The sequence below is a fragment of the Streptomyces sp. DH37 genome (genome assembly GCF_029813835.1).
Lineage (GTDB): Bacteria > Actinomycetota > Actinomycetes > Streptomycetales > Streptomycetaceae > Streptomyces.
Map to the genome: position 1 here is coordinate 63,969 of NZ_JARVKV010000012.1, position 23,057 is coordinate 87,025.

The 23,057-nt window shown below is 72.0% G+C and carries 19 protein-coding genes, 1 tRNA gene and 1 pseudogene; 6 read left to right on the top strand and 15 right to left on the bottom strand.

Annotated elements, in window-relative coordinates; genetic code table 11:
- Nucleotides 1-275: 275 nt before the first annotated feature.
- Together QC029_RS09410 and clpB are read right to left on the bottom strand one after the other, a co-directional pair.
- A complete protein-coding gene (locus tag QC029_RS09410; RefSeq protein ID WP_279555050.1) occupies nt 276-800 on the bottom strand; it encodes a YbjN domain-containing protein in 525 nt (174 codons plus the stop codon).
- A gap of 304 nt (nt 801-1,104) precedes the next feature.
- A complete protein-coding gene (gene clpB / locus QC029_RS09415; RefSeq protein ID WP_279555107.1) occupies nt 1,105-3,711 on the bottom strand; it encodes an ATP-dependent chaperone ClpB in 2,607 nt (868 codons plus the stop codon).
- A 111-nt stretch (nt 3,712-3,822) separates the two neighbouring features.
- Between clpB and QC029_RS09420 the strand changes: the two genes are divergently transcribed.
- The gene (locus QC029_RS09420; protein ID WP_279555051.1) at nt 3,823-4,245 is read left to right on the top strand and encodes a pyridoxamine 5'-phosphate oxidase family protein; all 423 of its coding nucleotides are present in this window, start codon (nt 3,823-3,825) and stop codon (nt 4,243-4,245) included.
- 164 nt (nt 4,246-4,409) lie between these two features.
- On the opposite strand, the gene QC029_RS09425 is transcribed toward QC029_RS09420, so the two are convergent.
- The 6 genes from QC029_RS09425 to QC029_RS09450 form a co-directional block, all read right to left on the bottom strand.
- Nucleotides 4,410-5,267, bottom strand: a complete 858-nt coding sequence (locus tag QC029_RS09425; RefSeq protein WP_279555052.1) for a serine protease — start codon at nt 5,265-5,267, stop codon at nt 4,410-4,412.
- A gap of 247 nt (nt 5,268-5,514) precedes the next feature.
- Nucleotides 5,515-5,991, bottom strand: a complete 477-nt coding sequence (locus QC029_RS09430) for a heat shock protein transcriptional repressor HspR (RefSeq protein WP_279555053.1) — start codon at nt 5,989-5,991, stop codon at nt 5,515-5,517.
- A 5-nt stretch (nt 5,992-5,996) separates the two neighbouring features.
- Complete coding sequence (dnaJ, locus tag QC029_RS09435) at nt 5,997-7,181, bottom strand: molecular chaperone DnaJ (RefSeq protein WP_279555054.1); 1,185 nt, start codon at nt 7,179-7,181, stop codon at nt 5,997-5,999.
- 33 nt (nt 7,182-7,214) lie between these two features.
- Complete coding sequence (gene grpE / locus QC029_RS09440) at nt 7,215-7,904, bottom strand: nucleotide exchange factor GrpE (RefSeq protein ID WP_279555055.1); 690 nt, start codon at nt 7,902-7,904, stop codon at nt 7,215-7,217.
- Nucleotides 7,901-9,754, bottom strand: coding sequence for a molecular chaperone DnaK (gene dnaK / locus QC029_RS09445; RefSeq protein WP_279555056.1), 1,854 nt, complete (start codon nt 9,752-9,754; stop codon nt 7,901-7,903). Before dnaK ends, grpE begins: the two co-directional genes overlap by 4 nt.
- A gap of 215 nt (nt 9,755-9,969) precedes the next feature.
- Complete coding sequence (locus tag QC029_RS09450) at nt 9,970-11,349, bottom strand: PP2C family protein-serine/threonine phosphatase (protein ID WP_279555057.1); 1,380 nt, start codon at nt 11,347-11,349, stop codon at nt 9,970-9,972.
- 314 nt (nt 11,350-11,663) lie between these two features.
- Between QC029_RS09450 and QC029_RS09455 the strand changes: the two genes are divergently transcribed.
- Nucleotides 11,664-13,928: a (Fe-S)-binding protein gene (locus tag QC029_RS09455; protein ID WP_279555058.1), complete on the top strand. Its 2,265-nt coding sequence runs from the start codon at nt 11,664-11,666 to the stop codon at nt 13,926-13,928.
- Between the two features lie 130 nt (nt 13,929-14,058).
- On the opposite strand, the gene QC029_RS09460 is transcribed toward QC029_RS09455, so the two are convergent.
- Nucleotides 14,059-14,595: a hypothetical protein gene (locus QC029_RS09460; RefSeq protein ID WP_279555059.1), complete on the bottom strand. Its 537-nt coding sequence runs from the start codon at nt 14,593-14,595 to the stop codon at nt 14,059-14,061.
- A gap of 222 nt (nt 14,596-14,817) precedes the next feature.
- On the opposite strand from QC029_RS09460, the gene QC029_RS09465 reads away from it, so the two are divergent.
- Both QC029_RS09465 and QC029_RS09470 read left to right on the top strand, forming a co-directional pair.
- On the top strand, nt 14,818-16,293 hold the full coding sequence (locus QC029_RS09465; RefSeq protein WP_279555060.1) for an FG-GAP-like repeat-containing protein: 1,476 nt from the start codon (nt 14,818-14,820) through the stop codon (nt 16,291-16,293).
- 238 nt (nt 16,294-16,531) lie between these two features.
- Complete coding sequence (locus QC029_RS09470) at nt 16,532-17,506, top strand: Yip1 family protein (protein WP_279555108.1); 975 nt, start codon at nt 16,532-16,534, stop codon at nt 17,504-17,506.
- 90 nt (nt 17,507-17,596) lie between these two features.
- Here QC029_RS09470 and QC029_RS09475 read toward each other — a convergent pair whose 3' ends face one another.
- From QC029_RS09475 to QC029_RS09485, 3 genes are all read right to left on the bottom strand, one after another.
- Complete coding sequence (locus QC029_RS09475; RefSeq protein WP_279555061.1) at nt 17,597-18,094, bottom strand: phosphoribosyltransferase; 498 nt, start codon at nt 18,092-18,094, stop codon at nt 17,597-17,599.
- Between the two features lie 21 nt (nt 18,095-18,115).
- On the bottom strand, nt 18,116-18,691 hold the full coding sequence (gene dcd / locus QC029_RS09480; protein ID WP_279555062.1) for a dCTP deaminase: 576 nt from the start codon (nt 18,689-18,691) through the stop codon (nt 18,116-18,118).
- A gap of 79 nt (nt 18,692-18,770) precedes the next feature.
- Entirely contained in the window at nt 18,771-18,956 is a 186-nt protein-coding gene (locus tag QC029_RS09485) for a hypothetical protein (RefSeq protein ID WP_279555063.1), read from the bottom strand.
- A gap of 231 nt (nt 18,957-19,187) precedes the next feature.
- Between QC029_RS09485 and QC029_RS09490 the strand changes: the two genes are divergently transcribed.
- Nucleotides 19,188-19,261: transfer RNA gene (locus QC029_RS09490), tRNA-Gly, on the top strand.
- 186 nt (nt 19,262-19,447) lie between these two features.
- Here QC029_RS09490 and QC029_RS09495 read toward each other — a convergent pair.
- Both QC029_RS09495 and QC029_RS09500 read right to left on the bottom strand, forming a co-directional pair.
- Nucleotides 19,448-20,212, bottom strand: a complete 765-nt coding sequence (locus tag QC029_RS09495) for a transposase family protein (RefSeq protein WP_279555064.1) — start codon at nt 20,210-20,212, stop codon at nt 19,448-19,450.
- A gap of 44 nt (nt 20,213-20,256) precedes the next feature.
- The gene (locus QC029_RS09500; protein WP_279555065.1) at nt 20,257-20,952 is read right to left on the bottom strand and encodes a helix-turn-helix domain-containing protein; all 696 of its coding nucleotides are present in this window, start codon (nt 20,950-20,952) and stop codon (nt 20,257-20,259) included.
- Nucleotides 20,953-21,095: 143 nt separating this feature from the next.
- Here QC029_RS09500 and QC029_RS09505 point away from each other — a divergent pair, with 143 nt between their 5' ends.
- Nucleotides 21,096-22,082, top strand: a complete 987-nt coding sequence (locus QC029_RS09505) for an alpha/beta fold hydrolase (RefSeq protein WP_279555066.1) — start codon at nt 21,096-21,098, stop codon at nt 22,080-22,082.
- Nucleotides 22,083-22,124: 42 nt separating this feature from the next.
- Here QC029_RS09505 and QC029_RS09510 read toward each other — a convergent pair.
- Nucleotides 22,125-22,891, bottom strand: a pseudogene (locus tag QC029_RS09510) (IS5 family transposase).
- Nucleotides 22,892-23,057 lie beyond the last annotated feature (166 nt).

Consider the following 23,057-nt stretch of genomic DNA (forward strand, 5'->3'; position numbering starts at 1 on the left):
ACCGCGGCACGCCGTGTTCGGGGCTCAGGCGGGCCGGCCGGCCGCGGGTGCGTCAGCGGGCGCGGCACGGGTCACGGCACGGGCTGCGGCACGGAATGCGGTGGTTCACCCCTCCCGGACCCGCGGGGCGCGTCCGGATCCAGGGGAGGAACGCCACGGCGGGCGGCCCCGGACGCGCGACGGCCCCGGGCGCGCCGGACATGCCGGTGCGCGCCCGGGGCCGTGCCCGTGCCGGGCCCCGCGAGGGTCCCCTCGCTGGGCCGGGGGGCCAGGGGTCAGCCCTCGTCGCCGTCGGACTCCTCGACGTCCTTGGCCAGGCCGAGCTGCTCCACGAGCCAGCGGTCGAACTCGACCGAGGCACGGATCCAGCTCACCGTGCTGGAGACGAAGTGCTCCAGGGAGACGCCGACGCCGACCAACATCTGGGCCTCGCCGATCAGGCGGACCGTGCCGTCGTCGTGGGTGTGGCTGTAGACCTTCGGCCACAGGGTGCGGCGGTTCCAGTCGTCGATCAGCTCCAGGAGGCGGTTCTTCTCCTCGATGGAGTGGGGGCGGTCGTAGAACGTCCGGACCGAGAAGACCTGCTGCTCGTTCTCGCCGCGGAACATGAAGTACGTGCGGAATTCCTCCCACGGCGCGGCGAGGTCGCCCTCGTCGTCGACGACGTACTTCAGCTCCATCTGGTCGAGGAGCTGCTTGACCAGGTCCTGGTCGGGGATGACAGGCCCGGCAGGCCCTGTCGGCTGCTGTTCGGGCTGCTGGCCCCCGAAGTTCGGAATCGAGGACGGGTCGATAGTCACCGTGGATTTCCCTTCATACGATTCCTGCCATCCTCCCCCACCCCGGCCCGGTCATGGCAAGCCCGGGCTTTCCCGCTCGGCCGTCGGGCTGACGGGAGCGTCCGGGCGCGGGAGGAGGGGGCCTCGGCGGCGGTGAGGAACCGCGCCGGGCGGCGGGGCCCGCCGGGCGCGCGGCTGCGCGGAGCACGAGGACCGGGGGCGGCGCCCTCGTCCTCGTGCTCCGGGGGCGCTCACCGGCCGGTCCCGCCGCCCGACGGACCCCAGCGGATCCCGGCGGACCCCGACGGACCCCGGCGGACCCGCGTCAGCCGCGCACCGGCGTGATGACCAGGCCCTCCTCCTCCAGCCCGACGTCCACCCGGACGGTGTCGCCGTCGCGGACCTCGCCCGAGAGGATCTCGCGGGCGAGCTGGTCGCCGATGGCCGTCTGGACCAGGCGGCGCAGCGGCCGGGCGCCGTACGCCGGGTCGTTGCCCTCCACCGCCAGCCAGTCCAGCGCGGCGTCGGTGACGTCGAGGACGAGGCGGCGGTCGGCCAGGCGCCGGGCGAGGGCGTCGATCTGGAGGCCGGCGATGCGGCGCAGCTCCACGCCGCTGAGCGCGGAGAAGATCACCAGGTCGTCCAGCCGGTTGAGGAACTCGGGCCGGAAGGCGGAGCGGACGGTCGCCATGACCTTCTCCCGCTTCTCCTCCTCCTTGGCCAGCGGGTCCATCAGGAACTGGCTGCCGAGGTTGGAGGTCATGATCAGGATGGTGTTGCGGAAGTCCACCGTCCGGCCCTGCCCGTCGGTCAGCCGCCCGTCGTCGAGCACCTGGAGCAGGATGTCGAAGACCTCGTGGTGGGCCTTCTCCACCTCGTCCAGCAGCACCACGCTGTACGGACGCCGCCGGACGGCCTCGGTGAGCTGACCGCCCTCCTCGTAGCCGACGTAGCCGGGGGGCGCGCCGACCAGCCGGGCGACCGAGTGCTTCTCGCTGTACTCGCTCATGTCGATGCGGACCATGGCCCGCTCGTCGTCGAAGAGGAAGTCGGCGAGCGCCTTGGCCAGCTCGGTCTTCCCGACGCCGGTGGGCCCCAGGAACATGAACGAGCCGGTGGGCCGGTCGGGGTCGGCGATCCCGGCGCGGGAGCGGCGCACGGCGTCGGAGACGGCGCGCACGGCCTCGGACTGGCCGATCAGCCGCCGGCCCAGCTCCTCCTCCATGCGCAGCAGCTTCTTCGTCTCGCCCTCCAGCAGCCGTCCGGCGGGGATGCCGGTCCAGGAGGCGACGACGTCGGCGATGTCGTCCGAGCCGACCTCCTCCTTGACCATCGTGTCCCTGGCCTCCTGGCCGGCTGCCTCCTGCTCGGCGGCGGACGCCTCCTCCAGCTCGCGCTCCAGGTCGGGGATCTCGCCGTACAGCAGCTTGGAGGCGGCCTCGAAGTCGCCGTCGCGCTGGGCGCGCTCGGCCTGGCCGCGCAGCTCGTCGAGCTTCTCCTTCAGCTCGCCGACGCGGTTGAGGCCCTGCTTCTCCTTCTCCCAGCGGGCGGTCAGACCGCGCAGCTCCTCCTCGCGGTCGGCCAGCTCGCGGCGCAGCCGCTCCAGCCGCTCCCGGGAACTCGCGTCGTTCTCGCCCGCGAGCGCCAGCTCCTCCATCTTCAGCCGGTCCACGGCGCGCTGGAGCTCGTCGATCTCCACGGGCGAGGAGTCGATCTCCATGCGCAGCCGGGAGGCGGCCTCGTCGACCAGGTCGATGGCCTTGTCCGGCAGGAAGCGGGAGGTGATGTAGCGGTCGGACAGGGCGGCGGCGGCCACCAGCGCGCCGTCGGCGATCTGCACCTTGTGGTGCGCCTCGTAGCGGCCCTTGAGCCCGCGCAGGATCGCGATGGTGTCCTCGACGGTGGGCTCGGCGACCAGCACCTGCTGGAAGCGGCGCTCCAGGGCCGGGTCCTTCTCGATCCGCTCGCGGTACTCGTCCAGCGTCGTGGCGCCGACCATCCGCAGCTCGCCGCGGGCCAGCATCGGCTTGAGCATGTTGCCCGCGTCCATCGCCGAGTCGCCGCCGGCGCCCGCGCCGACGACGGTGTGCAGCTCGTCGATGAAGGTGACGATCCGCCCCTCGCTGGACTTGATCTCCGCCAGGACGGCCTTGAGCCGCTCCTCGAACTCGCCGCGGTACTTGGCCCCGGCCACCATCGCGCCCAGGTCGAGGGCGACCAGGCGCTTGTTCTTCAGCGACTCGGGGACGTCGCCCTTGACGATCCGCTGCGCCAGGCCCTCCACCACGGCGGTCTTGCCGACGCCCGGCTCGCCGATGAGGACCGGGTTGTTCTTGGTGCGCCGCGACAGCACCTGCACCACGCGGCGGATCTCCTGGTCGCGGCCGATGACGGGGTCGAGCCGGCCCTCGCGCGCGGCGGCGGTCAGGTCGGTGCCGAACTTCTCCAGGGCCTTGTACGTTCCCTCGGGGTCGGCGGTGGTGACGCGCTGGCCGCCGCGGCTGGTCTCGAAGGCGGCGAGCAGCTTCCGGTCGGTGGCGCCCTGCTGCGACAGCAGCGTGCCCGCCTGGCCGCCCTTGGCCGCCAGACCGATGAGCAGGTGCTCGGTGGAGACGTAGGCGTCGCCCAGCTCCTTGGCGCGCCCCGCGGCGTCGGCGATGACGGACAGCAGTTCGCGGTCGGGCTGCGGCTTGGCGACGGTGGAGCCCTGCACGCGGGGCAGCGCGCCCAGCAGCCGCTCGGCCCCGGAGCGCAGGGCGGCCTGGTCGGCGTTCACCGCCGCGAGCAGGTCCTGGATGTTCTCGTTGTCCTGGCCCTCCAGCAGGGCCAGCAGCAGGTGCGCCGGGGTGATGTCGGGGTGGCCCCCGGTGAGGGCGCGGTTGTTGGCCGCGCTGATCGCGTCCCGGCTCCTGTTGGTCAGCTCGGCGTCCACGGGTACGTGCTCCTCCTCCTGTCGCCAACTCTGCACGTAACAACATGCAGTAACTTGAGTCTATTCCACTCAAGGCGCGAACGGGAGCGCCGCCGGGATAGTTTCCCGGGCATGGCCAGTGAATCCCGGCGGGACCCCCGGCACCCGGACGACGCCTACCTCGCCTTCTGGCGCGAACGGCACCTGTGCACCCTGACCACGCTCCGCCCCGACGGCACCCCCCATGTCGTGCCCGTCGGGGTCACCTACGACCCCGGGGCCGGCCTGGCGCGGATCATCACCCGCCGCACCAGCGCCAAGGTGGCCAACGTCCTGGCCGCCTCGGAACGCCCCGGGGGCGCCCGGGCCGCCGTCTGCCAGGTGGACCGGGGCCGCTGGGCCACCCTGGAGGGCGTCGCGAGGGTGCGCACGGACGCCGACGCCGTCGCGGACGCGGTCGCCCGGTACGCCGAGCGCTACCGGCGCACCCCGGCGCCCAACCCGGAGCGGGTGCTGATCGAGATCGCCCTGGACCGGGCGATGGGCACGGTCTGAGCCGCTCGCCACCGTCCCCCGCCGTCCCCCGCGGGCTCCCGCAGGGCTCCACGCGTCCCCGTATCGTCCGGGCGCGTCCCCGTATCGTCCGGGCACGGCATGGCGCCGCCCCGCCCGGTCGCACATCGGGCGGGACGGCGCCGGCTCGTACGGGCCGGGCCGGCTCAGCGGGCGGGCGTGCCGCCCGCCGCCTGGAGCAGCCGGCGCGCCTCGGCCGGGAAGGGGCGGCCCAGCACCCGGCCCCGGTCGTCGCCGACCGACATCACGGCCACCACCGTGCCGGACTGGCTCGCCGCGTCGTAGTCCTGGAGCCACGGCCCGCCGCTGGACCCCTGGGTCAGGTCGCACGACTCCAGCAGCAGCCCGCCCACGTTCGGCTGCTGGGTGTCCCGCTCGGTCAGCAGGGCGGGCGTGCCCTCGCAGTGGCCGAGCGTCTCGCCGTCGTACGGCTCGGCGGCCGGGTAGCCGAGGGCCACGGTGCGCCTGCCGGGGTCGACGGGGGCGAAGTCGAGGCGGTTGGCCCCCACCGTCTCCTGGATCGTCCGCCCGTCCTTCCGCTCCACCTCCAGGAAGGCGTAGTCGTACGGCAGGGCCTGCGGCAGCCTCCCCTGCTTCCAGGCGGACTCCAGATGGGCGGCCGTCACCCGCCAGCCGACCCGGGCGGCGTTCGCGGTGCCGTGGCGGTGGTAGCCGGGGACGAACCAGGCCTGCTTCCAGCGGGGCTCGCCGGGGTTGTGGACGCAGTGCGCGGCGGTGACGACGACGCTCCCGTTGGGGGCGTCCACGACGGCGCCGGAGCAGGTGAGCAGCTGCCCGTCCGCGTAGGTGCCGACGAGCTTCCCGACGGTCCGCACCGTACCGCCGGGCCAGGGCGCCCGGACGGTGCCGGCGGCCGTTGTGCGACCGGCCGCGGCACCGGGCGCCGGATCGGCCGCGGGGACACCCAGGGGAGCGGCCCCCAGGAGCGCTGCGGAGGTCGCGACGGTGACGAGCGCGGCTATGACAGCACGTATCTTGTCCATGCCCTCACGCTGCGCCCCGCCCACGTCCGGCGGCCATCCGCACACCGCCGACCGGGTGGCGCGGGGCGTCCGTTCGGGCGGACCCGGACGGCCCCGTGTGTACGCCGGACGGCCCCGCGCGCCCCGGGAGGCCGGGGAGGGCCCGGAAACGGCCGGGCCCGGCCGGAGTACCGGCCGGGCCCGCGGGTCGTACGGGACGGGGTCCGTGCGGGGTGGGCGGCCGTACGGGCGGGCCGCCCCGGAGGCGTCAGTCGGCGGAGCGCTGGGGCCGCCAGACCACCAGCGCGCTGGACTGCTGCACGTCCTGGTAGGGCACCAGGTCGCGGCGGTAGGAGGCGTGCACCTGCGCCTCGCGCTGGCGCATGGCCACCGCCGCGCCCTCCAGCGCCTGCTGGAGCTCGGCCACCCTCGACTGGAGGGCCGCGACCTGGTTCTCCAGCTCGATGATGCGCTTGATGCCCGCCAGGTTGATGCCCTCGTCCTGCGACAGCCGCTGGACCTGGCGCAGGAGCTGGATGTCCCGCGCCGAGTAGCGGCGGCCCCGCCCCGCCGTGCGGTCGGGTGAGACGAGACCGAGCCGGTCGTACTGCCGCAGCGTCTGCGGATGGAGTCCGGAGAGCTGGGCCGCGACGGAGATGACGTAGACCGGCGAGTCGTCCGTCAGCTCGTAGGGGTTGCCGCGCCCCCGTCCCTGGCCCTGTCGTCCGCGGCCGTAGCCGTCCATATCGGTCAGTCTCCCTTCGCGGCCTTGAACAGCGCCGCCCGCGGGTCCTCGCCCGCGGTCGCGTCACGGTAGGACTCCAGCAGGTCCCGCGCCTTGTCGCTCAGCTCCCTCGGAACCGTCACCTCTATGGTGACCAGCAGATCGCCCCTGGTGCCGTCCTTGCGCACCGCGCCCTTCCCGCGGGCGCGCATCGTCCGGCCGCTCGGCGTACCGGCCGGAAGCCTCAGGGTGACCGGCGGGCCGCCCAGGGTGGGCACCTTGATCTCGCCGCCGAGCGCCGCCTCCGGGAAGGTGACGGGCACGGTGACGGTCAGGTTGTCGCCCTTGCGGCCGAACACCGGGTGCGGCTCGACGTGCACCACGACGTACAGGTCGCCGTTGGGCCCGCCGCGCTCGCCCGGCGCGCCCTTGCCGCGCAGCCGGATGCGCTGGCCGTCGGAGACCCCGGCGGGGATGCGGACCTGCATGGTGCGCGAGCTGGTGGCCCGGCCGCTGCCCTTGCAGACCTCGCACGGGTCCTGGGCGATCAGGCCCCGGCCCCGGCAGTCCACGCACGGGTCGGTGAGCGAGAAGCCGCCCCCGCCGCCGCGGCTGACCTGGCCGGTGCCCACGCAGGTCGGGCAGACCCGCGGGGTGCCGTTCTTGTCGCCGGTGCCCGAGCAGGCCTTGCACGCCGCCGAGCTGGACATCCGCAGCGGGACCGTGGCCCCGTCCACCGCCTCGGTGAAGCTGAGCGTCACCTCGGACTCGACGTCCTGGCCGCGGCGCGGCTGCGTACGCGTGCCCGTTCCGCCGCCCCGGCCGAACAGCCCGCCGAAGACGTCCCCGAGGCCGCCCCCGAAGCCGCCCGCCCCGGGGCCGCCCTGGGGGGCGCCGCCCCCGAAGAGGTCGCCCAGGTCGAAGTTGAAGCCGCCGGGGCCGCCCGCCCCCGGGCCGGTGCGGAAACCACCGGCGCCGAAGAGCGCGCGGGCCTCGTCGTACTCCTTGCGGCGCTTGGGGTCGCCCAGGACGTCGTGCGCCTCGGAGATCTCCTTGAAGCGCTCCTCGGCCTTGGCGTCGCCCTTGTTGGCGTCCGGGTGGTACTCGCGGGCGAGCTTCCGGTACGCCTTCTTGATCTCCGCCTCGGTGGCGTCCTTCGGGACGCCGAGGACCTTGTAGTAGTCCTTCTCCACGAAGTCCTTGGTGCTCATCCCCGGCGTCCCTCCTTCCGGTCTTCCCTCGCGTCAGCCCTGCTCGGGGCCACCGCTCTCCTCATCGGCTGCCGTCTCCGCCTGCTGGTCCTCGCCCTTGCCGGGCTGGGCGCCCGGCTGGGGCTCGGCGACGCCGACCCGCGCGGGGCGGATCGTGCGCTCGCCGATGCGATACCCCGGCTGGAGGATCTGCACGCACGTCGTCTCGGTGACGTCGGGCGAGTACGAGTGCATCAGGGCCTCGTGCACCGTCGGGTCGAAGGGCTCGCCCTCCTTGCCGAACTGCTGCAGGCCCATCTTCGCCACGACCGTCTCCAGCGACTCGGCCACCGACTTGAAGCCGCCGACCAGCTCACCGTGGTCCCGGGCGCGGCCGATGTCGTCGAGCACCGGCAGCAGCTCGGTGAGCACGTTGGCGATCGCGACCTCCTTGACCGCCACCCGGTCCCGCTCGACCCGGCGGCGGTAGTTGGAGAACTCCGCCTGGAGCCGCTGCAGGTCCTGAGTGCGCTCGTTCAGCGCGGTACGGGCCTGGTCGAGCTGGGCGGTCAGCGCCACCCGCTCGGCGTCCCCGGACGCCCCGGGGGCAGCCTCCGGGCCCGCCTCCTCGGCGGGTCCGGAGGTCTGCGCCGCGTCGCCGGGCTGCTCGGGCTGCCCGGCGCGCTCGGCGGAGTCGGTGGGGACGTCGGGCTCCTGCTCGAAACCCGGGGTCTCCTCCGTCACGCTGCATCACCCTTGTTCGACTTGTCGTCGTCGACGATCTCGGCGTCCACCACGTCGTCGTCCGAGCCGCCGGCTCCGGCGCCGGCGCCGGCGGCGCCGCCCGCGGCCTGCTGGCCCTGGGCGTCGGCGTAGAGCGCCTGGCCCAGCTTCTGGCTGGTGGAGGCGACCTTCTCCGAGGCCTCCCGGATCGCCGCGGTGTCCTCGCCCTTGAGCTTCTCCTTCAGGTCGGCCACCGCGGTCTCGACCTCGCCCTTCACCTCACCGGGCACCTTGTCCTCGTTGTCCTTGAGGAACTTCTCGGTGGTGTACACCAGCTGCTCGGCCTGGTTGCGGGTCTCGGCGGCCTCGCGGCGGCGGTGGTCCTCCTCCGCGTACTGCTCGGCCTCGCGCATCATCCGCTCGATGTCGTCCTTGGGCAGCGCCGAACCACCGGTGACGGTCATCCGCTGCTCCTTGCCGGTACCCAGGTCCTTGGCGGAGACGTGCATGATGCCGTTGGCGTCGATGTCGAAGGTGACCTCGATCTGCGGCACCCCGCGCGGCGCCGGCGGCAGCCCGGTCAGCTCGAACATGCCCAGCTTCTTGTTGTACGCCGCGATCTCGCGCTCGCCCTGGTAGACCTGGATCTGCACGCTGGGCTGGTTGTCCTCGGCGGTGGTGAAGATCTCCGAGCGCTTGGTCGGGATCGTGGTGTTGCGCTCGATCAGCTTGGTCATGATGCCGCCCTTGGTCTCGATGCCCAGGGACAGCGGGGTGACGTCCAGCAGCAGGACGTCCTTGACCTCGCCCTTGAGGACACCGGCCTGCAGGGAGGCGCCGATGGCGACGACCTCGTCGGGGTTGACGCCCTTGTTCGCCTCCTTGCCGCCGGTCAGCTCCTTGACCAGCTCGGCGACCGCCGGCATACGCGTCGAACCACCCACCAGAACGACGTGGTCGATCTCGGAGAGCTGGATGCCCGCGTCCTTGATCACGTTGTGGAACGGGATCTTGCAGCGCTCCAGCAGGTCGGCGGTCAGCTGCTGGAACTGGGCCCGGGTGAGCTTCTCGTCCAGGTGCAGCGGGCCCTCGGCCGACGCCGTGATGTAGGGCAGGTTGATGGTGGTCTCGGTCGAGCTGGAGAGCTCGATCTTCGCCTTCTCCGCCGCCTCGCGCAGCCGCTGGAGGGCCATCTTGTCCTTGGACAGGTCCACGCCGTGGCCGGACTGGAACTGCTTGACCAGGTAGTCGACGATCCGCTGGTCCCAGTCGTCGCCACCGAGCTGGTTGTCGCCGTTGGTGGCCTTCACCTCCACGACGCCGTCGCCGATCTCCAGCAGCGAGACGTCGAAGGTGCCGCCGCCGAGGTCGAAGACCAGGATCGTCTGGTCGTCCTTCTCCAGGCCGTAGGCCAGCGCGGCGGCCGTCGGCTCGTTCACGATGCGCAGGACGTTGAGGCCCGCGATCTCGCCGGCCTCCTTGGTGGCCTGGCGCTCGTGGTCGTTGAAGTAGGCGGGCACGGTGATCACCGCGTCGGTGACCTTCTCGCCCAGGTACGCCTCGGCGTCCCGCTTCAGCTTCTGCAGCACGAAGGCGCTGATCTGCTGGGGGTTGAAGTCCTTGCCGTCCAGGTTGATCTTCCAGTCGGTGCCCATGTGGCGCTTGACCGACCGGATCGTCCTGTCGACGTTGGTGACGGCCTGCCGCTTGGCGACCTCACCGACGAGGACCTCGCCGTTCTTGGCGAAGGCGACGACGGACGGCGTGGTCCTGGCGCCCTCGGCATTGGTGATGACGGTGGGCTCACCGCCCTCGAGAACACTGACGACGGAGTTCGTCGTACCCAGGTCGATGCCGACCGCACGTGCCATTTCGGGTTCCTCCAGCTCATGCCTTGAGTAAGTCTGGCTCAAGAGTGCAGCAGGAGGGCACACATCGTCAAGAGAGCTGAGTCGTGGCGACTCAAGTCTCCTCTCGCGGCCGGGCTCACATCCCGGGGCTCCCTTTCCAACTGCCCGCGGAGCGGCGGTCGCTGGGGAGCCGGGCAGCCCGGGGAACCGGTGAGCCGGGGAGCCGAAGGGGCGGCTCAGGGAGTAGGACGCTCGCCGGGGCCGGTATGACTCCCGGACGGGGCCGCCTTCCCCGGTTCGCCGATTCCATCCGGCCTCCGCCGGCCCGTCTCCCGCCGCGGCGCCTCCCCCGTCTCCCCTGCACCTCCCGGCTCCCCTTCCTCCCCGGTTTCCTCCCCGGCCTCCACCCCGATCCCCCCTGCCCCTTCCCCGACCTCCTCCCCGGTTTCCTCCCCGACCTCCACCTCGGCCTCCACGAACTCGACGGCGACGACCGCCGCGTCGTCCCGCAGGCTCCGGCCGGTGTGCCGGGCCACCGCCTCCAGCAGTTCGTCCGGCAGCCGCTCGGTGGGCACCTCGCGCAGTTCCTCCAGCGCACCGGTGAGCGGGAAGAAGCGGCCGTTCTCGTCACGCGCCTCGTCGATGCCGTCGGTGTAGAGCAGCAGCCGGTCACCGGGCCGCCAGCGGGTGTGGACCGTCAGACCGCAGTCGTCGTCCCAGCCGACCGTGAACCCGTGCACCAGCCCCAGCGGCGGCAGCGGCTCGACCGCCAGCGGCACGCAGTCGTCGGGGGTGAGCAGCAGGGGCGGCGGATGCCCCAGGTCGACGACGCGCAGCTCCCTGCCCTGGACCTCCACCAGCGCGGCGGTGACGAACAGCTCGTCCCCCTCCGCGCCGTCCCCGTCGCCGCTCCCCATCTCCCGCGCGCACCGCGCCACCGCGCGCGAGCAGCGGCCGGCCACGGTCGTCAGCGCGGACTCGTAGTGGGCCGCCTCCCGGAACGCGCCCAGCACCGCGGCCGCCGTGCGGACCGCGGGCAGCCCCTTGCCGCGCACGTCGCCGATGATCAGCCGCGTACGGTCCGGGCGGACCACGACCTCGTACAGATCGCCGCCGATCAGGGTGTCGGACTCGGCGGCGCTGTACCTGGCCGCCAGGCGGAGCCCGCCCGCGCGGCGCGGCACCGGGGAGAGCAGGGCGAGCTGGGCGGCCTCGGCCACCCGGCGGATCCGGACGAGCTGCCCCTCGCGCCGCTGCCGGGCCACCGCCGCCACCAGGCTGGCGACGCTCACCACGGCCAGCGAGGCCAGCGCGGTCGGGGAGTTGTCCGCGCCCACCATGTCCGGGCCGGGGGCCGCGGCCAGCCCGACGGCCAGGGCGGCGGCGGAGACGGCGAGCACGTCGCGGGGGCGCCCGCGGATCGCGGCGAGCGCGGGCACCGGGGAGAGCAGGGGCCCGGCGTGGACGACCCGGCCCTGGAGCCCTCCGGTGACCTCGACGACGGCGACCGCGAGGACGAGCAGCCAGGGCAGGAGCAGCCAGACCCACAACCGTCCCCACAGCCGCCCCCACAGCCTCGCGGCGGCCCGCACGGGCCCCGCGCGCGGAGGGCGCATAGGGACTTCCTCCCGACCGCGGGAATCGAACGTATCCCTTTCTACAGCATTTCCCACCAATCCATCGGATGGGATCTACCGGATCTATAGGATGGATCCACCCTTCCGTTCCCGGCTCCACTCCCGGCCCCGCTCCCGGCCCGGCCGAGTCCCGCGACCGCCCTCCCGGGCAAGGGTCGCCTCAGCGACACAGATCACCGTGCGAGTGGCTACAGGCGGCCGCCGCGAGTGGGTAGTCTCGAACAGATCGGATAAGTTACCGCTTAGTAAGCTTGCAGCAGCAGGCACCGCCCCCGCAGGTTCGAGGAGCCGCCATGCAACTCGCCGCGATCGTCGTCTCGCTGGTACTCACCGCGGTCGGCGTTGCGCTCTTGGCACGCGCCGTCGCGCAGATCTACCGCTTCGTCAAGCTCGGCCAGCCGGTCCCGGCGGGCACGCGCACGAACGAGCCCAAGCAGCGGACGATCACCCTGGTCAAGGAGTTCCTCGGCCACACCCGGATGAACCGGTGGGGGATCGTCGGCTTCGCGCACTGGTTCGTGGCGATCGGCTTCCTGACCCTCCCGCCGACCCTCGCCCAGGCGTACGGGCAGCTCTTCCGGGCCGACTGGACCCTCCCGGTCCTCGGCGGCTTCCTGCCGTTCGAGATGTACATCGAGTTCATCGGCCTGGCCACGGTCCTCGGCATCCTCGTGCTGATGGCGATCCGGCTGCTCAACCTGCCCACCCGGCCCGGCCGCAAGTCCCGCTTCGCCGGTTCGACCGCCTGGCAGGCCTACTTCGTCGAGTACGTCATCCTCACCATCGGCCTGGCGATCCTGGTGCTGCGCGGCCTGGAGGGCGCGATCCACCACGTCGAGGGCTACGAGGCGGCGTACTTCGTCTCCTACCCCCTGGTCGCGGCGTTCGACGGGCTGAGCACCGGCACCCTGCAGAACCTGATCTACTTCACCGCGATGGTCAAGATCGGCACCTCGATGATCTGGATGATCACGGTGTCGCTCAACACCGCCATGGGCATCGCCTGGCACCGCTTCCTGGCGTTCCCCAACATCTGGTTCAAGCGCCGGTCCAACGGCGAGGTGGCCCTCGGCCCGCTCCAGCCGATGACCTCCGGCGGCAAGCCGATCGACTTCGAGGACCCGGGCGAGGACGACGTCTTCGGCGTCTCCCAGGTCGAGCAGTTCTCCTGGAAGGGCATCCTCGACTTCTCGACCTGCACCGAGTGCGGCCGCTGCCAGTCGCAGTGCCCCGCCTGGAACACCGGCAAGCCGCTGTCGCCCAAGCTGCTGATCATGTCGCTGCGCGACCACGCGCACGCCAAGGCCCCCTACCTGCTCGCCGGCGGCGGCAAGACCATGGAGGGCGAGGAGAGGGCCACCGAGGAGCAGCTCAAGGACGTCCCCGCCGCCGCCCTCGCCGAGGCCGAGCGCCCGCTGGTCGGGACGCTGGAGGAGAACGGCGTCATCGACCCGGACGTCCTGTGGTCCTGCACCACCTGCGGCGCCTGCGTCGAGCAGTGCCCGGTGGACATCGAGCACGTCGACCACATCGTCGACATGCGCCGCTACCAGGTGATGATCGAGTCCGCGTTCCCGTCCGAGGCGGGCACGATGCTCAAGAACCTGGAGAAGAAGGGCAACCCCTGGGGCCTGGCCAAGAAGCAGCGCCTGGCGTGGACCCAGGAGGTCGACTTCGAGGTCCCGGTCGTCGGCAAGGACATCGAGGACCTCACCGAGGTCGACTACCTGTACTGGGTCGGCTGCGCGGGCGCCCTGGAGGACCGGGCCAAGAAGACCACCAAGGCCTTCGCCGAGCTGCTGCACATCGCGGGCGTGAAGTTCGCGATCATGGGCGGCGACGAGAAGTGCACCGGTGACTCCGCCCGCCGCCTGGGCAACGAGTTCCTCTTCCAGCAGCTCGGCGCCGAGAACGTCGGGATGCTGAACATGGCCTTCGGCGAGGATGAGGAGGAGGGCGTCACCGTCGAGCGGTCCAAGAAGAAGATCGTCGCGACCTGCCCGCACTGCTTCAACACGATCGCCAACGAGTACCCGCAGCTCGGCGGGCACTACGAGGTCATCCACCACACCCAGCTGCTCCAGCACCTCATCGACGAGGGCCGCCTGGTGCCGGTCACCCCGGTCGAGGGTCTGATCACGTACCACGACCCGTGCTACCTGGGCCGCCACAACAAGGTCTACACCCCGCCGCGCGAGATCATCGGCCGTGTGCCGGGCCTGCGCAACGAGGAGATGCACCGCCACAAGGAGCGGGGCTTCTGCTGCGGCGCCGGCGGCGCGCGGATGTGGATGGAGGAGCGGATCGGCAAGCGCATCAACACCGAGCGCGTGGACGAGGCGCTGTCCCTCAACCCGGACATCGTCTCCACCGCCTGCCCGTTCTGCCTGGTGATGCTGACCGACTCGGTCAACGGCAAGAAGAACGAGGGCAAGGCCAAGGAGGACATCCAGGTCGTGGACGTGGCCCAGCTCCTGCTGGAGTCGGTCAGGACCCCGGCGGAGCCGGAGGACGCGACCGGTACGGAGCCGGCCCCCGAGCCCGCGCCCGCCTCCTGACGGCCGCGCCCGGCGACGGCGCGCCGCGGCAGATCACGGCACAGCACGGCACACCACGGCGGCCGGTCCCGCTTCCCGCGGGACCGGCCGTCGCCGTTGCCGCCGCCGTTTCCGTCGCCGGCCGGGCTCCTCAGTCCTCCTCGAACCAGGCGTCCAGGACGGCGTCGAACTCCTCCGCCCAGCCCTTGAGGACCTTCCGGGACGGCGCGTCGACGTCGGCCTCGTACCAGCGGCGGGCGGTCGTGCAGACCGAGACGGCGAACCGGCGCCCGAACCGCGGGACGTCGACCTCGACCGCGCCGATCTCGTCCCAGGAGAACCGGGCCTCCTCGCCGTCCAGCCGGAACACCACGCCGGACCGGCCGGCGGCTATCGAGCCGCGGTGGTCGGAGACCTCGAAGACGGGGCCGTCCCCGTCCTCCTCCTGCTCCTCTTCCTCCTCCGGGTCACCGGGCCCCTCCGCGGCGGCGGTGTCCTCGGCACCCGGGCCGGCGTCTCCGGAGTCGTCCCCGGAGGCGTCCCCGGTCGGCTCCTCCACCACCTCCTCGGGCTCCCCGGGATCCTCCGCGGCCCTGTCCGGGCCCGGCGGAGTGAGGCCGGGGATGTAGGCCGGATCGGTACCGGCGGCGTGTACGGGCGGGATGACCGGACCTTTGAGCTGCTCCACGGCGGGCAGTATCGCCGACGACCCCGCACCGGCAACAGACGGTGCCGTGCTCAACCGGTGAAGAAAACCGCCGTCCCGTACAACCCCAACGCCCGCCCGCAGGTCTCCTGTTCGCCACTTCCGCGTGAACCCCGGGCCAACGCCCGGCGACGTCCGCGGTCCCGGCGCCCACCAGCCCCGGATGCCAGGCGGCATCCGCTCCGTGCAGCAGGAGAGTTCCGAGTGCACAATCGTTTCCGCGCGGCCCTCGCGGCCGCGACCGTGGCGGCCCTGACCGGCGGCCTGACGGCCGCCACCACCGGGTCGGCCGCCGCCGAAGGCGCCCGCCCCACCGCCGACTTCAACGGCGACGGCTTCCGCGACCTCGCCGTCTCCGCCCCCTTCGCCGCCGTCAACGGCCGTGAGCGCGCGGGCCAGGTCGTGGTGCTCTACGGCTCCGCGAGCGGCATCACCACCGGCTCCAAGCGCACCGTCATCAGCCAGGACTCCCCCGGCGTCCCCGGCACCGCCGAGATCGGCGACATCTTCGGCCACGACACCGCCGCGGCCGACTTCAACGACGACGGCTACACCGACCTCGCCGTCGGCACCCCCTTCGAGAGGGTCGGCGACGACACGGCGGGCGGCTTCGTCCAGATCATCTGGGGCTCCCCCGCCGGCCTGTCCGGCGGCACCACGATCCCCGACCCGCAGCCCACCTACCACGACCGCTTCGGCTACGTGCTGGAGGCCGCGGACTTCGACGGCGACGACAAGGCCGACCTGGCGATCGGCACCAGCTCCTCCTACGTCCGCGTCTTCCGCGGCGGCTTCGGCAAGACCCAGGGCCAGCACGGCGGCGCCTACGGGGTGCGCCCCGCCATCCTCGGCGGCGACGACACCGGCCCGAAGAACCTCCACTCCGGCGACGTCAACGGCGACGACATCGCCGACCTCGTCGTGGACGGTTACGAGGACTCGTCCAGCGACGGCGAGTACCACTGGAACGCCAACTACTACGTGCCCGGCTCCGCCTCCGGCCTGACCGCCAACGGCCAGCAGAAGCTCCCCGCCGGCTTCATCACCGACATCGGCGACCTCAACAGCGACGGCTTCGGCGACATCGTCATCGGCATGGACGCCGACGCGGACTCGGGGCTCCCCGGCAGCCGCACCGGCGGCAAGGTCAACGTCATCCACGGTTCCGCCTACGGCCCGGGCGGCGACCGCCGGTCCTTCACCCAGGACACTCCCGGCGTCCCCGGCGGCTCGGAGAAGTACGACGGCTTCGGCGCCGAGCTGCACCTGGGCGACGTCAACGGCGACGGCCACCTCGACCTCGCCGTCGGCGCCCCCGGCGAGTCCCTGGGCGACGCCAAGTACACCGGTGCGGTCGTCGTCCTGTACGGCGCGGCGGACGGTTCCGGCCTCACCGGCACCGGCGCCCAGTTCTTCGAGCAGAACACCCCCGGCGTCCCCGGCGGCAACGAGACCAACGACAACTTCGGCAGCGAAGTCCACCTCGCCGACATGAACAACGACGGCAGGGCCGACCTGACGATCGGCTCCATGGGCGAGGACAACGGCGACGGAGCCGTCACCACCCTCCGCTCCGACGGCACGAGGATCTCCACCAGCGGCGGCTTCTTCCTCTCCGCCGGCACGGTGGGCGTCTCCCGCGCCGGTACCCCGCTGTTCGGCGTCAACTTCGCCGGCTGACCTCCCCGTACGCACCACACGCCCCCGTGGGGCCCGGCCGTCCGGGCCGGGCCCCACGGCCGTCTCGGGGCCGTCTCCGGGGCCCCCTTCCGGGCATCCCCACCCCCGGCCTGGGGAGAGCCTCACCGGGTCCCCCTAGGGGATGTCACAGCTCGGCGGCAATGCGCGGTCCGCCGCCCGGCCCGCGGCGCCGCGGCCGGCGGGACACGGTACGTTCGAAGGCGTGGCTGGATTCAGGATGGGAAACGGCCGGGACCCCCGGAACGCACGACAGCATGGGCACCACTCCCCGCAGCAGGCCCCGCAGCAGGCCCCCGGCACGTACGGGCAGCCGCCGTACGGGCCCCCCGCGCAGCCGGGGCAGCAGCCCGGGCAGACCCTGTGGCGCCAGGGCGGCGGGCGGCACGGCGAGCCGGAGTACTTCGGCGACCCGGGCCACGGCGGCCACCCGGGCCACGGCGGCGGCCACGCCGGTCACGCCGGTCACGCCGGTCACGGCGGCCACGTCCGGCCGGCCGGGCACGACCCCGCCAACAACCCCGGGCACACCCAGATGTTCAACTTCGGCGAGGCGCCCGACCACGGCCGGGCCCCGCAGCCCGGATACCCGGGCGACGGCTACACCGACGGCGGCACCTACGCCGCCGGCCGGCCCCCCGCGCCGCCCTCCGGGCCGCGGCTGCACTGGAAGCAGCTGCTGAGCGGCATCGTGCTGCGCCCCAACGCCACCTTCTGGCAGATGCGCGACCACACGGTCTGGGGCCCGGCGCTCATCGTCACCTTCGTCTACGGCCTGCTCGCCGTCTTCGGCTTCGACCAGGCCCGCGAGGACGCGATCAACTCCACGCTCTCCAGCGCGATCCCGTTCGTGCTGATCACCGGCGTGGCCGTCGTCGTCTCCGCCCTGCTGATGGGCGTGGTCACCCACACCCTGGCCCGCCAGCTCGGCGGCGACGGGCTGTGGGCGCCGACGGTCGGACTGTCGATGCTGATCATGTCGATCACGGACGCCCCGCGGCTGGTGCTGGCGATGTTCCTGGGCGGCAGCGCCACGGTGGTCCAGGTCGTCGGCTGGATCACCCTGCTCGCGGCGGGCGCGCTGCTGACCTCGATGGTCAGCCGCTCGCACGACCTGCCCTGGCCCAAGGCGCTGGGCGCCTCCGCGATCCAACTGATCGCGCTGCTGGCGCTGTTCAAGCTCGGCACGCTGTAACCGGCGGCGGCCGGGACGCACAAAGGGGGCCCGCGCGCCGCGCGGGCCCCCTTCGCGTACGCCCCCGCGCTCCCGCGCAGGCGTCAGGCGTCAGGCGTCGAGGATCTGCCCCTCCCGCCGCACGACCGGCGGCTCCGAGCTCCACGGGAAGTTGATCCAGCGGTCCGTGCGCCTCCACACGTACGCGCACTTCACCACCGACCGCGGCTTCTCGTAGATCACCGCGGACCGCACCTCGGCCACGTGCTCGGCGCAGAAGTCGTGGACCAGCTTGAGCGTCCTGCCGGAGTCGGCGACGTCGTCGGCGACCAGGACCTTCTTCTCGCTCAGGTCGACGACGTTGGGGACGGGCGGGAGCATGACGGGCATCTCCAGCGTCGTGCCGACGCCGGTGTAGAACTCCACGTTCATCACGTGCAGGTTCTTCACGTCCAGCGCGTAGCCGAGCCCCCCGGCGACGAACAGCCCGCCGCGCGCGATGGACAGGATCATGTCCGGCTCGTAGCCGTCGTCCGCGACGGCCTGCGCCAGCTCCCGGACCGCCTGCCCGAACAGCTCGTACGTCAGGTTCTCCCGCTCCTCGCTCATGCGCCTCTCCTCGCTCCTCGCTCAGACCTGCGTGCGGTGGAAGTTCAGATAGGAGCGCGAGGGCGTCGGGCCGCGCTGCCCCTGGTAGCGGGAGCCGTAGCGGGCGGATCCGTACGGGTGCTCGGCGGGCGAGGTGAGCCGGAACATGCACAGCTGCCCGATCTTCATCCCGGGCCAGAGCTTGATCGGCAGCGTCGCCACGTTCGACAGCTCCAGCGTCACGTGCCCGGAGAAGCCGGGGTCGATGAACCCGGCCGTGGAATGCGTCAGCAGGCCCAGCCGCCCCAGCGAGCTCTTGCCCTCCAGCCGGGAGGCGATGTCGTCGGGCAGCGTGACGACCTCGTACGTCGACGCCAGCACGAACTCGCCCGGGTGGAGGATGAACGGCTCGTCCCCCTCCGGCTCGACCAGCCGCGTCAGGTCGGACTGCTCGATCGCGGGGTCGATGTGGGGGTAGCGGTGGTTCTCGAACACCCGGAAGAAGCGGTCCAGCCGTACGTCGATGCTCGACGGCTGCACCATCGTCGCGTCGTACGGATCGATCCTCACCCGCCCGGAGTCGACCTCGGCCCGGATGTCCTTGTCTGAGAGAAGCACGAGGTCGAGCGTACAGACCGCGGGCCCGGCGCCTGCGCACCGGGCCCGCGCGCCCTCACTCACCACGCACCGCGCCGTCTCAGCGCCTCGCGCCCCCCAGGCCGGCGACCGCCCGGGCGACCGGCACGGCCTGCCTCAGCCGCGCGCACCGCGGGCACCGCAGCAGCCGGCCGGGGCCGATGCGGCCGCTGCCGAGGTTCTGCATCGGGAACGTCGAGGTGCTGAACACATGCCCTTCGGCACACTGAACGACGGTGGACTCCATCGCTGCCTCTCCCCACTACGTGAACGACAAAAGCCACATTAGGGGATCAGTCGGTCCGGTCTTCACCCGGCACTCCGCTCCCACCGTACGCCCCAACTCCCCTCCCCCGCTTCCCCGAAACGCACCCGTCACACAACGCGCGGACACACGAGAAAGACCCCGCGGCTGTGCGCCGGGGGTCTGGAATGCGGTACAGTGTGCGTCGATGAGCAACGTGATCGTTCGCTCCTCGCGGGTGTAGTTTAATGGTAGAACATGAGCTTCCCAAGCTCAGAGCGCGGGTTCGATTCCCGTCACCCGCTCCAGCAGAAAGCCCCAGGCCAGCGGCCCGGGGCTTCCTTGTTGTCTAGACCGGTCTAGGCATCGCGCACCACTCCGCACCACTCGGGCCCTCCTCCGGCCCGTCTCCTCCGGTCTTCAGCTCGCGCCGGACACGGCTGTCGAGGCCGTTGGCGATCTCACGCTGCCGCTCCAGTGAGCGTTTTCCAACCTCATGCTGATGCGGCGAGGTGGAGGGTGAGGACGGCCTGGACCAGGCCGGTGATGCGGGTGGTGCTACAGCGGAGCTTGCGCAGCAGCCGCCAGGATTTGAGGGCGGCCACCGCCTGTTCGCCCAGGGCGCGGATGCGGGCATGGGAGCGGTTGTGGGCCCGCTGTCCGGCCGAGAGCGTCTCCCAGCGGCCCCAGTAGGGCACCCGGACGGTTCCGCCGGCGCCTCGGTAGGCCTTGTCCGCCCAGCAGGCCGCGTCGGCCTCGGTCAGGGCGTCGATGATGCCGTGGGTGCGGGCCGCGCGGAGGTCGTGGACCGCTCCGGGCAGGACGGGTGAGGCCCAGAGCAGCTTCCCGGACGGGTCGGCCAGGATCTGGATGTTCATGCCGTGCCGCTTGTGCTTGCCCGAGTAGTACGGCCGGTCGGCGGCGATGCGGTCGATCGGCAGCAGGGTGCCGTCCAGGATCAGATACGCCTTGGCGGCGGCCGTCTTCATGGCGTCGGTCAGGCGCGGGGCCAGGGCCGCCAGGAGCTCGACGGCCTCACGGATGTAGCGGTAGACGGTGGCAACCCCGATCCGGAAGGCGGCGGCAAGCCGGCTGTAGGTGTCGCCGCAGCGCAGGTGGGCCAGGACCAGCAGCGCCTGGCGGTTGCTGAAGAGGCGGCGCCAGCGGCAGCCGATGGCTCTGCGCCGCTCGGCCAGGTGGCGGCTGAGGAACCGCAGGGCCGAACTGGACAGATCGATCGCCGATGGGTAGACAAGCACAAGAAGCTCCTGGCCTGACAGGTTGATCTTGGTCGACAACCCATCTACCAGGAGCTTCGTCTGTTGCTGCCGCCAGGGTCCGCCCCACCTTCAGCCCCGGGTTGAAAACGGCTCAGTGAAGCCTTTCCATCATCAGTTCCGCGACCAGCTGCTGGAGGGGTACGCGGCCGTAGACGTTCTCCCTGAGGCCCGAACATGATCAGATACTCGGCCGGTCCGTCGGCTCCAGCGTTCGCGACTCCATGGGGGATGCGGGTGTCGAACTCAACGACTTCTCCGGCAGTCAGGACGAGGTCCTGGCTGCCGAGTGCGAGCCACAGCCGCCCGTACAGGACGCACAGCCACTCGTAGCCCTCGTGGGACACCTGTCGGGGCCGCCCTGGCGGCTCCGCGACGGCAGGCAGGAGATGCTTGTGGGCGTGCAGGCCGCCGACGTACCGGGTCAGCGGCAACACCGCCTTGTCGTCGCCGAAGCTGTGCGGCGCCGTACTGCGGGGCTCGGCGGCAGGAGCGGGTGCGGTGCCGGCCAGCTCGTCGAGGGAGATTTCGTATTCCTTCGCCAGCTGCAGCAACACCTCCAGGGTGGGCTTGCGCCGACCCGTCTCGGTCCGCGACAGGGTGCTGGACGAGATGCCGGTCGCGCGGCTGACATCGGCGAGTGTGACGCCACGGCGCTCGCGCACGGCCCGCAGCCGGGACCCCATTGCCGCCAGCATCTGGGCCACGTCGTCCTCTGCCACTGTCGCTGTTCCTCTCCGCCGTGCCGTTGCATCACCCTGCCTGCAAGTTTGCCAGAATGGCAACGCTGATCGCGCCGAGTGGCCGCCGCGCCGCATGATCGACAGGTAACCGCCGACCGTCCGCGAACTGAGGAGAAGTTCCCATGAGATCCGAGCCAGCCCCCGTACTCCACCACCGCACCGTCGAGGCCCCTGCAGGGCGCCTGCACCTGGTCGAGCAGGGCACCGGTCCGCTGGTCCTGCTCGTGCACGGCTTCCCCGAGTCCTGGTACTCCTGGCGCCACCAACTCCCGGCCCTCGCCGAAGCCGGATACCGGGCGGTGGCGATCGACGTACGCGGCTACGGCCGCTCCTCCAAGCCCGCCGTGACCGATGCCTACCGGATGCTCGACCTGGTGGAGGACAACGTCGCCGTCGTCCGTGCCCTCGGCGAGGAGAACGCGGTCGTCATCGGCCACGACTGGGGCTCCAACATCGCCGCCACCTCCGCCCTGCTCCGCCCCGAGGTCTTCCGGGCCGTCGGCCTGCTGAGCGTCCCCTACGTGCCACCCGGTGGCCCCCGGCCCACCGACGTCTTCGGCCAGATCGGCGGCCCCGAGCAGGAGTTCTATGTCTCCTACTTCCAGAAGCCCGGCCGCGCCGAGACGGAGATCGAGCCCGACGTCCGGGGCTGGCTCGCAGGCTTCTACGCGGCCCTGTCCGCCGACACCATGCCCCCCAAGGGCGAGCCCGACCCGCACTTCGTCGCCCACGGCGGCCGGCTGCGCGACCGTTTCCCTGCCGGCCCGCTCCCGGCCTGGCTGAGCGAGGAAGACCTCGACGTCTACGCCGGAGAGTTCGAGCGCACCGGCCTGACCGGCGCCCTGAACCGCTATCGCAATATGGACCGCGACTGGGAAGACCTCGCCTCCCACCGCGGAGCCCCGATCACGCAGCCCGCCTTGTTCATCGGCGGCGCACTGGACGCCTCCACCACCTGGATGGCCGACGCCATCGACGCCTACCCCACCACCCTCCCCGCCCTGTCCGCCTCCCACATCCTGGACGGCTGCGGCCACTGGATCCAGCAGGAACGCCCCGACGAGGTCAACAGAGTGCTGACCGACTGGCTCGCCACCATCCACGGCTGAACCGGGCGGGCCAGCAGGACAGTTGGCAGTGAGGCTTTTCCATCATCGTTCTGAGCTGGCCAGATGCAGGGTGAGGACGGCCTGAACGAGGCCGGTGATGCGGGTGGTCGAGCACCGGAGCCTGCGCAGGAGGCGCAGGACTTGAGGGTGGCCATGGCCTGCTCGACGAGGGCGCGGATCTTCGCGTGGGACCGGTTGACCGCCTGTTGACCGGTGGAAAGAGTCTCCCACCGCCCCCAGCACGGGGTGCGGACCGTGCGGCCGACGCCCCGGTAGCCCTTGTCGGCCCAACAGGTGATGCCGACCTCGGCGAGGGCGTCAATGATGCCGTGCTCGCGGGCCGCGCGGACGTCGTGGACGGCGCCGGGCAGAGCCGGTGAGACCCACAGCAGCCGTCCGAAGGGATCGGCGAGAACCTGCACGTTCATCCCGTGCCTCTTGTGCTTCCCCGAGTAGAACGGCCGGTCGGCTGCGATCCGGTCGATCGGCAGCAGGGTGCCATCCAGCAGCACGAACGCCTTCGACGATGCCGCCCGGGCCGCGTCCGCGAGGGTGGGGGCGAGGGCGGCCAGGACCTCGACGGCCTCGGTGATGTACCGGTACGCGGTCGTGGTCCCGATGCCGAATCCGGCTGCGAGCTGGGCATACGGGTGGCCGTTGCGGAGATGGGCGAGGGTGAGCAGGGCCTGCCGGCCGGCACTCAGGCGCCGCCAGCGGGTGCCGAGCTCCCGACGGCGCTGACGGAGCTTGGCGGACAGGAAGCGCAGGGCAGAACTGGACACGTCGACGCCCGACGGGTAGACAAGCACACGAAGCCTCTGGTGGAGACGGATTTCTTGGTCGAAAACCCATCTACCAGGAGCTTCGTCCGTCTGTCACGCCAACTCCCCCGCTCCCGCAGCAGGTTGGAAAACGCTCATTACCCGGTCCCTTCGGGGCTCATCGAGCGCCCCCGCGCCATCCCCGCGCCGGCAT